General features: G+C 52.1%; 9 protein-coding genes. All 9 read right to left on the bottom strand.

Annotated elements, in window-relative coordinates:
* Positions 1 to 38 precede the first annotated feature (38 nt).
* The 9 genes from recD to thyA all read right to left on the bottom strand — a co-directional run bounded on the left by recD (position 39) and on the right by thyA (position 14,563).
* Complete coding sequence (gene recD / locus EA14781_RS02235; RefSeq protein ID WP_000775984.1) at positions 39 to 1,865, bottom strand: exodeoxyribonuclease V subunit alpha; 1,827 nt, start codon at positions 1,863 to 1,865, stop codon at positions 39 to 41.
* Entirely contained in the window at positions 1,865 to 5,407 is a 3,543-nt protein-coding gene (gene recB / locus EA14781_RS02240) for an exodeoxyribonuclease V subunit beta (RefSeq protein ID WP_002461395.1), read from the bottom strand. The genes recD and recB overlap by 1 nt, the downstream gene beginning before the upstream one ends.
* Positions 5,400 to 8,288, bottom strand: coding sequence for a pitrilysin (gene ptrA, locus EA14781_RS02245; RefSeq protein WP_001141170.1), 2,889 nt, complete (start codon positions 8,286 to 8,288; stop codon positions 5,400 to 5,402). Before ptrA ends, recB begins: the two co-directional genes overlap by 8 nt.
* 174 nt (positions 8,289 to 8,462) lie before the next feature.
* Complete coding sequence (recC, locus tag EA14781_RS02250) at positions 8,463 to 11,831, bottom strand: exodeoxyribonuclease V subunit gamma (protein ID WP_000946952.1); 3,369 nt, start codon at positions 11,829 to 11,831, stop codon at positions 8,463 to 8,465.
* 15 nt (positions 11,832 to 11,846) lie between these two features.
* Positions 11,847 to 12,167 (bottom strand): prepilin-type N-terminal cleavage/methylation domain-containing protein, encoded by a 321-nt coding sequence (locus EA14781_RS02255; protein WP_001276454.1) that lies wholly within the window; start codon positions 12,165 to 12,167, stop codon positions 11,847 to 11,849.
* Entirely contained in the window at positions 12,152 to 12,562 is a 411-nt protein-coding gene (locus EA14781_RS02260; protein WP_001078544.1) for a DUF2509 family protein, read from the bottom strand. The genes EA14781_RS02255 and EA14781_RS02260 overlap by 16 nt, the downstream gene beginning before the upstream one ends.
* A complete protein-coding gene (locus EA14781_RS02265) occupies positions 12,559 to 13,122 on the bottom strand; it encodes a prepilin peptidase-dependent protein (RefSeq protein WP_001144291.1) in 564 nt (187 codons plus the stop codon). The genes EA14781_RS02260 and EA14781_RS02265 overlap by 4 nt, the downstream gene beginning before the upstream one ends.
* Positions 13,113 to 13,583 (bottom strand): prepilin peptidase-dependent protein, encoded by a 471-nt coding sequence (locus EA14781_RS02270; protein ID WP_000744691.1) that lies wholly within the window; start codon positions 13,581 to 13,583, stop codon positions 13,113 to 13,115. The genes EA14781_RS02265 and EA14781_RS02270 overlap by 10 nt, the downstream gene beginning before the upstream one ends.
* Positions 13,584 to 13,768: 185 nt before the next feature.
* On the bottom strand, positions 13,769 to 14,563 hold the full coding sequence (thyA, locus tag EA14781_RS02275) for a thymidylate synthase (RefSeq protein ID WP_000816232.1): 795 nt from the start codon (positions 14,561 to 14,563) through the stop codon (positions 13,769 to 13,771).
* Between the last annotated feature and the right edge of the window lie 2 nt (positions 14,564 to 14,565).

A 14,565-nucleotide genomic window follows, 5' to 3' on the forward strand; every position in this document is an offset into this window, starting at 1 on the left:
ATGATAAAACGCACATGCGTCGCATCAGGCATTCACATTTATCCCTGCGAACTAAACAGCGCTGCCAGCCCACTACGCCGCTCGGTGCGTGTGGCAATCGCCGCACTTAATATGCGCTCATCGGCATACAGCGACAAACGTTGGCGCGCACGGGTCACAGCAGTGTAAACCAGCTCTCGTGTCACCACAGGGGTACGCTGGCTCGGTAAAACCAACGCAACATGGTCGAACTCCGACCCTTGCGATTTATGTACAGTCATCGCCCACGTGGTTTCGTGCTCTGGCAGGCGACTCGGTTGCACTGACTTAATGTTACCGTCCGGCATCGCAAACCAGACCCGCGTCCCCTGCCCGCGATCCAGCGCAATACCGATATCACCGTTAAACAACCCAAGTGCGCTGTCATTACGAGCAATCATCACCGGCCTGCCTTCGTACCAGCGTGAGTGAGGATGCCTGTGAATTTTGCGCTTCTGTTGCATAAACTGTTCAATTCGCTCATTCAGCCCGGCAACACCAAATGGCCCTTCCCGCAGGGCGCACAAAAGCTGGTACTCATTGAACGCCTGAATAATTAAATCCGGCTCGGCACGCGCTTGCAGTAGCTCCAGGTAGTGACCATAACCCGCAAGGGCTTCCTCAAGCATCGCAATATAATCTTCGCCGCTCTGTAAAAGGCGTTTTTCGATATCAGTAAAATCCTGCTGAAAAACCGTTTTCACTGCTGCTTTATCGCCACGGTTAATCGCCGCCGCTAACTGGCCAATGCCAGAATCACTGCCGAAACGGTAGCTTTTTTGCAGCAAGCAGAGGCTGTCGCGCAAGGACGCCGCTTCTGTACCTGTTCCCGCAGGAACGTGACTTCCCGTCAGGCGGCTTAACTGAGCCGCGCGCGCTGTGGTAAACCCAGCGTTGGCATAAGCGCAGATATCACCCAGCACCGCCCCAGCCTCAACCGAAGCGAGTTGATCACGATCGCCAAGAAAGATCACCCGCGCATGATCGGGCAAGGCATCGATCAGTCGCGACATCATCGGGAGATCGATCATTGACGCTTCATCCACCACCAGCACATCAAGATGCAGTGGATTACCGGCATGGTGGCGTAAACGCTGGCAGCCCGGCTGCGCGCCCAGGAGGCGGTGCAAGGTGCTGGCGTCTTCCGGTATGCGTTTCTTTTGTTCATCGGTCAACGGTAACTGGCGCAAAGCCTTGCCGAGGGATTCTGTTAAGCGTGCGGCAGCTTTCCCCGTCGGCGCAGCCAGGCGAATGCGACAACGTTCGCCACCTGCCATCTGAATTAACGCCGCCAGCAACCTCGCTACTGTGGTGGTTTTACCAGTACCTGGACCACCGGAGATCACCGAGATCCGCCGCGTCAGCGCTACTGCTGCCGCCACTTTTTGCCAGTTAATTTCATCGCTTGCAGGAAAAAGCTTATCAAGCGTTTTCGCCAGCAACGATTCATCCACCTCAATGGCATGATTTACTTCGTTGAAAAAGCGCGCCACCGTGCGCTCATTACACCACATACGGTTCAGATAAAGACGATCGCCACAAAGCACCATAGGCGTCGGTTCATCTCCCCGGCTAACCGCTTGCGAAGCAAGCAAACACTCTTTCCAGTTTTGTAACTCACCGATTTCGCTGACGCAGGTTGCCAGTAGCGGATTTGACGCCTCGTTATTCTCCAGTCGTGAAAGCGGTAGGCAGACGTGCCCTTCCCCAGCATCATGACTTAACAACGCTGCCGCAAGAGTGACGGCAGGATGTTCATCACCCGCTACGGTCAAAGCAAACTGCACATCCAACGGGCGTAGCTGTTTGTGCTCCACAGCTTCAAGTAATTGCTTTTGCAATTTCATCACGCCTCCTCCAGGGTCATACCGGCAAACATCTCATCCATCAGGGCAATCAACCCGGCATCAGGTCGGGTCGTGTAAATTCCTTGTTGCGGATGTTCTTTATCAACACCGCGCAGGAACAGATAGATAACGCCGCCAAAATGGCGCTCATAGTCGTAATCAGCAATGCGATGGCGTAGATAACGGTGCAGCGCCAGGGTATAAAGCTGATATTGCAAATCATAGCGGTGTGCCTGCATCGCCGCTGCCATAGCCTGCCGGGTATATGCGGAACTGTCTTCACCCAACCAGTTGGATTTATAGTCGAGCAGGTAATAACGCCCTTCATGACGGAACACCAGGTCGATAAAACCTTTCAACATGCCGCACACCTGCATGAACTCCAGCGGCGGGCAGCCTGCAGAAAGCGGGTCAAACTGGCGAATTAACGCATCAAGCCGGCTGGCGATAAGCGGTTCACTAATCAGCAGATAAAACTCCATCTCCACCTGTTTATCACGGGCGGAAAGCTGACTTAAGCTAACGCCGCTTTCATTGAGCGGTGCCTGAAGAATAGCGGTAATCCACTCGGTCAACACCGGTTCCCACTGCGGTTCAAAGCCGCCGAGTTCCAGTTTTTCCCGCACCCAATTCGGCTCAACTGGCTGGGTAAAATCCAAATTCTCAAACAAGCTGTGCAAAAATGTTCCCGGTGACGCACCACGCGGGAACTGATGCGGTGTTAACGTCGGTTCTTCAACGACGCTGGCAATGCCTGCAGCATCGACATCCAGCCGCGGCATCAGTTCCTGAGCAATACCGTGACCGCGCTGCTGTAAACCGGAATAGCTGGTAACACGCCAGTTATCACCGGGTAGTCGTTGCAGCGTCTTCACATTCAACTCTGCGGTAGAAACAGTATTAACTCGCCAGGGTTGGTTATCACCGATTTGTGCCGTCTGCCAGGCAATATCCTCATCGCATAACGCTTCAATACAGGCGCGAAGGCCTGCCGCATCTAATGGTTCCCCTTTTTGCAGCAAGCGCCCGAGCGCGCTTTGGTGGACATCAGTTGGCCCTTTTCTATCGCCACGACGACGCACCAGCGGTGCAACGCCGAGGCTACAATGCCAAACCGAACGCGTCAGCGCCACGTAAAGCAAACGCAAATCTTCCGCCAGACGCTCGGCTTCAGCCAGATCGACGCTTTCTGGCGCTTCGTTAAGATCCAGAACAGCCTCAAATGAGTGGCGATCGTGATAGAACGCCTGATCCTGAATGCGGAAATTGGTGATAAATGGTAGCCAGACCAGAGGATATTCCAGTCCTTTTGATTTATGAATCGTGACAATCTGCACCAGATGTTTGTCACTTTCGAGGCGCATTTGCTGGCTGGAGGCGTTACTGTCGGGCTCGAGGATATGCTGCGATAACCAGCGTACCAGCGCATGTTCACTTTCAAGCTGTGTTCCCGCTTCCTGGAGCAGCTCGCTAATATGCAAGATATCAGTAAGACGCCGCTCGCCGCCTGCTGTTGCCAACAGATTTTCTGCAATGTTGCGCGCCGACATCAGCGTCCGCAGCATGGGCATAACGCCGCGTTTGCGCCAGATTTGCCGATAACCATCGAACTCTTCGACGACCGCATCCCACGCATGTTCGTCATTATTTAGCGTTTCGATATCCAGCGCGTTTAGCCCCATCATTGACGTTGCCAGCGCACTGCGCAGAGTGTTCTCTCGTTCAGGCGTCATCACCGCCTGCAACAGCCAAAGCATCTCCTGCGCTTCCAGAGTTTCAAACACACTATCGCGGTTAGAAAGGTAAACGGAAGGGATGTCCAGCAGCGTTAAGGCATCGCGCACCTGGGCGGCCTCCTGACGGCTGCGCACCAACACACTGATGTCCGAAGCGCGTACCGGACGCGCGGCGTCACCGTTCATCAGCAACGCTTCTCCGCGCTGCCCGGCCTGTAACCAGTCGCGGATTTGCGCGGCACATACCTGCGCCATGGTGCTTTGATAATCGTCAACACCGCAGTTTTCACCTTCCATCAACCACATTTTCATTGCTGGTTGCGTTTCGCCTTTAAAAACAAAATGTAGCGCCTGATTTTTCCCGGCAGATTTCACGGGAATAAACGGTATTTCGCGAAACATAAAAGCGTCATCAGTCTGGCTGAAAAGCTTGTTAACGCTATTCACCATCCCCGGAGCGGAACGCCAGTTAGTATCTAAGGTATAGTGCGCGTGAACTTCACTACGCGCCTTCATGTAGGTGAAAATATCCGCACCACGGAACGCGTAAATAGCCTGTTTCGGATCACCAATCAACAACAACGCCGTTTCCGGCTGATGGTGCCAGATACGGCGAAAAATCCGGTACTGTTGAGGGTCGGTGTCCTGAAATTCGTCGATCATCGCCACCGGGAAACGAGCACGGATCGCGCTGGCCAGCGCCTCACCGCTTTCGCTACGCAACGCGGAATCCAGCCGACTTAACATGTCGTCAAAACCCAGTTCACCACGCCGACGTTTTTCACTCGCTACTGTTTCGCGGATCTCCGCCAGCGCACGAGTGATCACCAAATCACGGATCGATAGCGGCTCGGCAAGCAATTGATCGACCGCCTCAAACAACGGATGACGCGGCGTCTCGCCCCCCGCTTTCGTGCGATCTTCTAAGAAACGCTGAGAGAATTTTTCCAGTGGCTCTGGCAACTGATAACTGTTTGTCTCTTCTTCTGCCCAGGCACTGATCTTGTCTATCCATTTAGCCTGATTGCTACGGTTAAACTTGCGGCGATCAATACCGGAAGATTCAATCAGCGCATCCAGTTCACCTACTGCATCACGCCACTGCTGTTTTACAGCATCGATACGCGCCACAATTTGCGCGTGACGAGAAGCCAGCGTTTCATCGTCCGGCGGCGGCGCTTTGATAACCGGCGCTTCCCCTTGCAGATAACGGTTAATGTCTCGCAGCAAGGCCTGTGGCCCTTTCCAGGTTTCAAAGACCACCTGGGCAATTTCACGCGGCAACGGATAGCAGTGACGACGCCAGAAATCCGCGCAGCCCTGGTAACGTAACAGCGATTCATCTTCTATCAGTTGCTGCTCAAACAACATGCCGGACTCAAAGGCATTCAGGTTGAGCATACGCTGGCAAAAACCGTGAATGGTAAAGACCGCCGCTTCATCCATCTGCCGTTCGGCTAACAGCAGCCATTGTGCGGCCTGCGCTTTGTCGTCAATCTCTTCCAGAAGGCGCGCGTACAGCGGGTTGTCGGTCGTTTCTCGCAGACAGGCGATGCGCAACTCGTGGATATTGCTACGGATACGGCCGCGCAATTCTGCGGTGGCAGCCTCGGTAAAGGTCACCACCAGCAGTTCTTCAACGGTCAGCGGGCGGGGAAAGGCGGCAGAACCGCCTAGTCCAAGTAACAGGCGCAAATAGAGCGCCGCAATCGTAAAGGTTTTGCCTGTGCCGGCAGAGGCTTCAATCAGGCGCTCGCCCTGTAAGGGCAAGCGCAAAGGATCTAGTGTCTCGGCGACATCACTCATTCTTTTCACTCATCAGGGGCATTGTTTGCTGCAACGCGCTGACGTTCTCCCACACTTTCCAGCCTTCAGGATGCACATATTCGGCTTTCCCGTTCTGGCTGCCGGAAATCTGCGACAGAATAGCCATGCCTTGCGGCTCGACCACCGCCTGATGGAAGAAATCAGCAAGCTTTTGCGGCGTCAGCAGTTTTATCTGGGCCACGATTTTATCACGCGAATCGAAGTGCATATTGCCGCGATCGAAATCTTTACTTAATTTCGAGGCTTCTTCGCCTAACGTTTGGGGCGCCTGCAACATCTGAGTGATAACCGCCTGCTGAATTTGCGCAAATTCTTCTGGCTTCATCGCCCGCAGTTTTGCCTCTGCTGTCGGGAAAAAGGCCTTGTAACGCTCCCACAGGTATGAAGGTTGCTTATTGTTGCTTTGCAGCAGGAAGGCCATCCCCCATTGACGCCCCACGCTCATCGGGAAAGCGAATACGGCATAACCTAATTGCTCTTCGGTACGCAACTGGTTGTAAAACCACGGTTGTATTATCTGCCCCAACAGAGAACTGTAGGCTGAGCTGGTGTATTCATCATAACCCGTTGGCACGAAAACCGCCGCCAGCGCGGAGTCGGTACTGTTACCGGCTTTCTCAAAGATGACCGATTGCTTTTTATCGACCAGCACATCTTTGTTACGACACCACTCAGTACCATCAGCGCCCAACTGTTTTTGTACATCACGCGCCAGGGTCATTGCCTGAGTTTCGGTCATATTGCCAATAACCATAAACTCGGGCTTTGCCCCCGTTTTTAAGGCGTCGCGATAGGCCAGCACCTCTTTCAGAGTAATGGAAGGCAAAATTTTACGCCGTTCATCGCGCGAGAAGTACGGTACCTGCGAGAGCATTTGCGCAGGCATAATGGCCTGCTCGAACGCTTTACCCTTTTCTGCAGAATCCATCATCTGGTTATACCAGGATTTCGCCTGCTCAAGCTGCTCTTGTGTAGCGGTATAGCTAAAGTAGCCCTCCAGCAACGCCTGGAAAAGCTGCGGCAGGCGCTGGGTGTAACCATTAGCATTGACCATTAAGCCATTGTTAGCATTGGTGGAAAAACTTATGCCTCCCACCGACGCCTGATTGCTTAACTGGTCGAGCGCCAGCCCGGCGAGATAATCATTAAGTGCAAACATCACCTGATTACGGGCGCTGTCCATCGCTTTCGGATTACGTAAAATCAGACTGACATCCGCTTTTGGCTCGCTGGAAAAATAGCGACTTGGCGCATATACCACGCGCAAATTCGACTCATCGATAATCAGCTCTGGATGGTCATATTTCTTTTCTGGCTTAATCAGCGAGAAATCGTCCGGTATATAGGGGTTAAGTTCCGGTAAAGAGAGTGCAATGCTGGCGGCTTTTTTCTGCCAGTCAGCAAAAGTTTGCTCGCTGATTTTATCGACCTGATACGGCGCATCGACAAAATAAGCCGTTTTATTGTGTGGCTCTTTCGGGCTGATATACCAGATACGTGCGTTCTGCGGCGTCATCATCGCCAGACGTTCTTTCACTGCTTTAGCATCGTACCGATCGGCAATATTAACCGCATCCAGCGTATGCTCAACCGGCACGCGAATCATGGTGTCCGCCAGCCATTCGACATAATCCATATCGCGGGTAATCGACGGATAGCGGAAATCAATGTCCAGTACATTCGCCAGTTCATCGAAATACTGTTTATCAATGCCTTTTTCACGTAACAAATTGAGATAACTAAAAATAGCCGCTACAACCTGATCGCGATTCGCCAGGCCTTTGTCAGTCAAAGAGGCGGAAATCGCTAACACGCCGCTGTTACCATTAACGATAGGATCGGAGCTGGCGCTAATTCCCTCAACTAATCCCTGCTTTTGCAGCCAGTCAGACAGCGTTCCGGGACTGCGGTTACCAATCAGATAGGTAATCAACTCATCGGTTTTGCTGCGAAACTTCGCTGAATTGTTATCGATGCGAAACTCAACGCGCAGCACTTTACGCGGCAGCGCAGGAACATAATGGATGATGATTCCCTTTTGCGCATCAGTCACTACTGGTACGGTAATTTCTGGTTTTTTGCTGTCTTTATTAGGGACGCGACCAAAAGTTTCCGCCGCCATTTTCGCCAGTTCCGGCAACGGTTTGTTGCTGTAAATAACAGCCTTCATCAGATTGGCTGAGTAGTATTTCTCATGAAAATTTTTCAGCGCCTGTTGCACCGGATTACCCGGTTTATCGCTTAAAGTTTCCAGGTTACCACCAGAAAATTTTGCCCCCGGGTGCGCCGGGTTAATGGTTTCTGCGCTGACCTGCGCCATACGCATCCCGTCACGCGTGCGCGCCATCGTTAATTCAGCGTTTACCGCATTACGCTCGCGTTCAGCATATTTCTTGTCGAGCAAGGGTTCTGCAATGGCATCTGCCAGACGATCTACTGCGCCAGGCAGTGCATCATTTTCGACTTCCAGATAGAAAGCGGTGCGATACGGCGTCGTGCTGGCATTGTGGCTGCCGCCGTGCATTTTGAGGTATTCGGCCAGGCTGTCAGCTTGCGGGTACTTTTTCGATCCCATCAAACTCATATGCTCAAGATAATGCGCCAGCCCCTGATAAGCCTCTGGATCCTCCAGCGACCCAACAGGCACGACCAATGCCGAAAGAGATTTTACTGCCTGCGGATCGGAAACCAGCAATACCACCATACCATTATCCAGACGCACGGCCTGATACTGACGGTTGTCTTTATCACTTTTACGGATGGTTTCCTGAATCGGCTGCCATCCCGTTTCCGCCTGACTTAAGGGTGCCCAAAGGGCAACAAATAACAGTAATGCTTTGAACCAGATGCTGCTGGGCATTCACGGACCTCATTATCAACTTTATTTTTCAACCAGATACAATTCGTTAATGTAAATTTCCGATTGAATATAATCTTGTGCTGAACGAATCAGCCTATATCTATTTAACCATCAGTCCGTGACTGGTGCGCATCATAAAGTAAGCGAGTAATCTGCGCAATTTTTATACAGCACTTATGACAGATTAAAACGAAACAGCGGTAGCAGGTAACGCTGCGATTGTTCTACTATGGCGTCCATTGTCTCCGGCGTTAATTGCCGCCAGAGCCTCTGATACCAGATGTCATCGCCTTCGCCACGCACCATCATGTTGCCTTCATAAACCTGAAGGAATTTTGAACGGGCTTTTTGTAACGTGGAGTCGTCATCCAACACCGCATCACTTTCGGCGTCATAACAGTTTTTTAGCCATGCGCCGCCGCTTTCGGGTAATACCAACAACGGCGCAGACATTCCTTCACGATATCCCTCAACCAGTTGCGAGAGGTAATGTAAGGCCTGTTCTGCTTCCAGCGGCGGAAAGCGCCACTCCCCGTCTTTGCGCAGGAAAAGGCGACTCTCACCTTTGCCACCGCTGGCACAATAGACAAGGTGTTCCAGCCAAAGTTGCATTCCCTGCGCCACACTTAATAAAGAGGGACGCCAGCGCAACAGGCCATCCGCTTGAACCTGCGGCAACCAACCTGTTATCTGCACGCCGTAGCAGTCGAGATCAATTTCCATACTTTGTCCCGGCTGTCGACAGGCAATGACTCTGTCAGCAAGCTGCTGCATCTCCTGGCATTGCGTTTCCCAGAAAATTTCCCCAAATGCGCCATATGGCAAATCCCCTGCTGCCCGGAAGCGGCGGAACAAGCGCTCTGCATCGTCCTGCTCGACCAGCGCATTTAATAGCTGCTGGTTGATTTGATAACGGCTAAGCCCTTCCAGAATAAATGGCTCGGTGTCAGGGATTTCGCTCTCTTCAGTGCGGAAGTTCACCTGCAAACGCATCTGGAAAAATGCCCGCACTGGATGCGCCCAGAATCGTTGTAACGTCTCCAGCGGTACGGTTTCTGGCAAAGTAAACGGCAGCGGCTGGACAAATTCAGAATGCGCCTTGCCTGCCTGACTGGCAGCCGGTAGCCATTCACGTGCATAGCTTTGTCGTTCGCCAGGCTGGTAGTTTTGCGGATCAAACGGCATCCGGGTATGGAGGCAAGTAAGATGCTCTTTTACCCGAGCCTCGCTTTCATCACAGTTAAGCTCTTCATCGCCCGGTAGATAGTGACTTTGCCCAATATAATCAATTAGTTCCTGCACCAGCACCGACGGGAAACGTTCACTGTTATCCTGAATGGAACGCCCGATATAGCTGATATAAAGTTTTTGCTGCGCAGAAATTAACGCTTCCAGAAACAGATAGCGGTCGTCATCGCGACGACTACGATCGCCACGCTTCGGCTTCTGACTCATGAGATCAAAGCCCAGCGGCGCCAGTTGACGAGGATAAACGCCGTCGTTCATTCCCAGCAGACAGACCACTTTGAACGGAATTGATCGCATTGGCATTAGCGTACAAATGTTGACCGGACCAGCAAGGAAACGTTGACTGATACGTTCCTGATCCAGGCGTTGCGCCAGCTCATCGCGAAGCAGAGATAACGGCACCGCGTCACCATACTGCGCTCCCAGACCTTCAGCGATGATCGCTTGCCATTGTTGTTCTATAAGCGTCATCGCCGCTTCAGTTTCCGCATCCGGCAGGAAGAAGGCATTGAGCATGTCGCGACAAACCGGCAACCACTCTTCCAGCGGACGCTCCTGTGCCAGACCGCGACGCCAGATGCTGAGCTGCATCAGCAGTGAAGCCAGATGCCCCACCAGCTCCGCAATCAGGCCGCTCGATTCATCATAAGGGAGAACTGATTGCCACTCGCCCTGGGCGCTCTCCATCGCGTAGCCCAACAACATGCGCGTCAGGCCAAATCGCCAGGTGTGTTGCCCGGTAGCAGGCAACTCCAGCTCCCGAACGTTGTCATCGTCAATACCCCAGCGAATACCGGATTCATTAACCCACTGGCGCAAATAACGCAGTCCTTCTTCGTTAATATCAAATCGTGCGGCCAGTACCGGAACGTCCAGCAGCGCCAGCACATCCTCTGAGACAAAGCGACTATCGGGTAACGATAATAAACTGATAAACGCTTCCAGTACCGGATGCGACTGCCGTGCCCGACGGTCAGAAATAGCATAAGGTAAATAACGCTCTGCCGGTGCACTGCCAAACACCGCCTGAATAAACGGGCTGTAGCTGTCGATATCAGCCACCATCACAATGATGTCACGCGGAGTGAGTGTCGGATCTTCTTCCAGCATCGCCAGCAGACGATCATGTAACACTTCAACTTCGCGCTGCGGGCTGTGGCAGACATGGAAGGTAATGCTGTTATCTTGTGGATCCAGTAAACGTTTGTTATCGCTGCGGGAAAACTCTTCCAGATTCACGCCAGCAACGGCACGGTTTTCCAGTTCCAGAATGTCGGACTGGATGTTATGCAGTAGATTGTCTGGCGTCACATCGACAAAGGCGTCCAGTTCCTGGCTGCTTTCCAGATCGGAAAGTAGATAGATATAGTCGCGTCCCAGCTTACCCCATGAGGCCAGCAGCGGGTTGCCAATATCCTGTTCACCATCGCTATTAAATAACTGCCCGGCATTTTCGCTATCGCGGAATAACGGCAATTCACGATCTTCAAAACTGTGTCGGCGCTGGCGGGTCAGTAATTTCGCCAGATAAGCAGGATCTTTAATATCGCCCCAGTAATAACGACAAGGGTTGGTAAACAGAAGGTAGATTTCAATATGTTTACCCAGCGCCTGTAGCGCCTGGAGATAAACCGGCGGTAGTGCAGAAATGCCGCATATAAAGACGCGTGAAGGTAGCCCTGACGGACAAGTGGTTGCAGACTCCAGCGTTTCGATAAAGCGCTGGTAGAGATTGGCGCGGTGCCAGTGCGGTTGCCCCAGTTCATTAGTATATTCCACCAGCGCCTTCCACAACGGCGCTTGCCAGGCCTGCGCTTCCCCAAGCCCTTCGACCAAACGCCCAGCTTCCCATTGAGTTAGCCAGTCCGGGCGATAAATCAGATACTGGTCAAACAGGTCTGCAGCTTTGGAAGAAAGCTGAAATAATTTCCGCTTGTCATTATCGTCAGTCAGGTAATGACGCAACAGTGTAAAATCTTCATGCTCCAGCAGTTGCGGTAGCAGAGACATCAATTTCCAGCTCATGCTCTGCTTATTAAAGGCGCTCTCTTTCGGGATATCCGGTAAAACACGAACGAACATATCCCAGATAAAGCTTGCAGGCAGCGGAAAATCAATGTTCGCCGCAATACCGAACTTTTGCGCCAGAGTCATCTGTAGCCACTGTGCCATACCGGTACTTTGCACCAGAATCATTTCAGGTTCGAAGGGATCGCCCAGCCGTTCACGTTCGACGATAAACTCCATCAACGCTTCCAGCACATCCAGACGATTGGAATGGTAGACCCTTAACATAGCGGCTCCTGACTACTAACGATTTGGGCAATGCAGACGGGTCATTTCGCCTTCTCTGCCCCCTGGTGAAAACAGCGTAACGCTGATGCTGACACATCCCGCCTGCGATGTCTGCATTCGGTTGACTTGCCAGTTTGCAGGTGGCGAAATCGCACGCAGTTGAGTCTGCTGCCAGGCATATCGCCAGAGTTGTTGGTACTGATTTCTGCTGGCAATGCTGGTGCTTAATGTGCGCTGGTAGCCAGATAACGCCGTGACAATCACCACCATGAGTACCATCGCCAAAATGACTTCTGGCAAACTAAAACCGTGCTGATGCTTCAGGGAAGCTGACATAACGCCCCCTCTTTCAGCGGACAAAAATCACTCCAGCCATGCGGCGAAAAAACAGTTTGTCCATTAATGACATTCCCCGTTCGCCACAATGAAACACCGTCATAACTGGCCATCAGCAAAATTTCATTATCCACCAGTAAACGCAAGCAAACCTGAGCATTGATTGCGGCATACTGCAAACACTGAACCGTTGGTTGTGCTGCTTGCCAGACGTGTATTTTCCCCCACTCCAACGCCGACTGCACAATTGCCTGACGACGCAATGACTGGCTTTCCATCGTCACACGAGAGGCAAAACTGCGATCTTGCTGGCTCATTCCTTGTAGCAGCAAACTACCTAATATCAGCAACATCAGAACCAGTGCCAATGATGAAACACCGCGTTCGCGGTTCACAGGTTGAACCCCGTTATGCTGTAGCTGGCATCCACCACGATTTGCGGATTGGTCTTGCTGGCGCCGCGCATATTGACGGTCAGCACAGGTGGGAAACCACTGTTCTCCTGACGCACGACCTGAAAAGCGTTGATGATGACAGCATCCGGGTTAGTAACTTTATCCCATCCCTTACCTTCACAAGATGTCGTGCCGCGCAAGGTTTCCAGCACGTTGTCTTTCAGACGAAATGCGATCTGGTCGGACTCTTTTACCGGCTCACGCTCCCAAATACCGTTACTGTTTGCATCCCACTGCACAATGATACAATCTCCTTGCCCGGCAATAACCAGCCCTTCTCCCAAACAGGTTCCCCGGCAATACCCTGCTCGTTGCAGATGCTTCGCGACGGTGTATACCCGTTGCCAGATTTCATCTTCCAGCGCCAATTTTCGGGTGTTCGTCAAACTTTCACGCTGTAATGCAGGCAAAAAGCGCGCTGCTCCCAGCAGTAATATGCTGCTAATCACCATCGCAATCAGAACTTCCAACAGTGAAAATCCGTTCTCTTTTACAGGCATTCTTCTGTTTCTCCGCGTTGGCATAGTCGAATCCTTCCCCATGCGGACACCACCAGCCACCATTCGCCTGATGAATTTTTGAGACGAATATGCCCGGCCCAGGCCGTATTGCGCAAGCCAAAGAAGGTTAGTGAAGGCGTTATATTGCTCATTTCGACTTCGGGCCAGCGCGGCGAAAAGACCAATGGAGAACGGGTATAGCAGGTATTCGCCCCTGCAGCGGCACTGACAAGACACCATGACATTCCCTCCCTGATAACGCTGATAGTGTGGTCGCGATTACGCCAGTTGGCATCCTCACGCAAATAGAGCAAATAATCCCGCGCCTGGCTGGCGGTTTGCCATAACCGTTGCGACTGCTGCCAGTATTGCCAGCCATAAAGCCCGCTTGCGCTTAGCATGACCAGAATCAGCATCGCAACCAGCGTTTCAATCAGCGTATAACCACGTTGTTTTTTCATGTCGGCAGTATGCGGCGAACCGAAAAAAAGGCGAGGCCCGGTTTCTGTTTCTTCGGCGCATCTTCAGGACTATTTACGCTGTTGCAGGGCGTTGCAAAATTTTGGGAAGGCGTCTCGAAGAATTTGACGGAGGACAAAAAAAACCGACACACACTGGCGTCGGTTCTGGCAGGATGTTTCGTAAATCAGATAGCAACCGGAGCTTTAATGCCCGGGTGCGGATCGTAACCTTCAATCTCGAAGTCTTCGAAACGGTAATCGAAGATGGATTCAGGTTTACGTTTGATAATCAACTTCGGCAACGGACGCGGTTCGCGGCTTAATTGCAGATGGGTTTGATCCATATGGTTGCTGTACAGGTGCGTGTCGCCACCGGTCCAGACAAAATCGCCCACTTCCAGATCGCACTGCTGCGCCATCATATGTACCAGTAACGCGTAGCTGGCGATGTTAAATGGCAGACCGAGGAAGACATCGCAGGAACGTTGATAAAGCTGACAAGAGAGTTTGCCATCTGCCACATAGAACTGGAAGAAGGCATGGCACGGGGCCAGCGCCATTTTATCCAGTTCGCCCACGTTCCATGCCGAAACAATAATACGACGGGAATCTGGATCATTTTTTAACTGGTTCAGTACCGTAGTGATCTGGTCAATATGACGACCATCCGGCGTAGGCCAGGCACGCCACTGTTTGCCATACACCGGGCCAAGATCGCCATTTTCATCGGCCCATTCGTCCCAGATAGTGACATTGTTTTCATGCAGATAAGCAATATTGGTGTCGCCCTGCAAGAACCACAGCAATTCGTGGATGATGGAACGCAGATGGCAACGTTTGGTTGTCACCAGCGGAAATCCATCCTGCAGGTTAAAACGCATCTGATGGCCAAAGATGGAAAGCGTTCCGGTTCCGGTACGGTCGTTTTTCTGTGTGCCTTCGTCGAGCACTTTTTGCATCAGTTCTAAATACTGTTTCATGG

Source organism: Escherichia albertii NBRC 107761 = DSM 17582 (assembly GCF_000759775.1).
In the GTDB taxonomy this organism is placed as follows: domain Bacteria; phylum Pseudomonadota; class Gammaproteobacteria; order Enterobacterales; family Enterobacteriaceae; genus Escherichia; species Escherichia albertii.

What these genes read in the sequence shown, in the direction of transcription:
- ptrA (WP_001141170.1), bottom strand. Translation starts at nt 8,288, where the DNA reads ATGCCCAGCAGCATCTGGTTCAAAGCATTACTGTTATTTGTTGCCCTT.
- EA14781_RS02265 (WP_001144291.1), bottom strand. Translation starts at nt 13,122, where the DNA reads ATGCCTGTAAAAGAGAACGGATTTTCACTGTTGGAAGTTCTGATTGCG.
- recC (WP_000946952.1), bottom strand. Translation starts at nt 11,831, where the DNA reads ATGTTAAGGGTCTACCATTCCAATCGTCTGGATGTGCTGGAAGCGTTG.
- recB (WP_002461395.1), bottom strand. Translation starts at nt 5,407, where the DNA reads ATGAGTGATGTCGCCGAGACACTAGATCCTTTGCGCTTGCCCTTACAG.
- EA14781_RS02270 (WP_000744691.1), bottom strand. Translation starts at nt 13,583, where the DNA reads ATGAAAAAACAACGTGGTTATACGCTGATTGAAACGCTGGTTGCGATG.
- EA14781_RS02255 (WP_001276454.1), bottom strand. Translation starts at nt 12,167, where the DNA reads ATGTCAGCTTCCCTGAAGCATCAGCACGGTTTTAGTTTGCCAGAAGTC.
- recD (WP_000775984.1), bottom strand. Translation starts at nt 1,865, where the DNA reads ATGAAATTGCAAAAGCAATTACTTGAAGCTGTGGAGCACAAACAGCTA.
- thyA (WP_000816232.1), bottom strand. Translation starts at nt 14,563, where the DNA reads ATGAAACAGTATTTAGAACTGATGCAAAAAGTGCTCGACGAAGGCACA.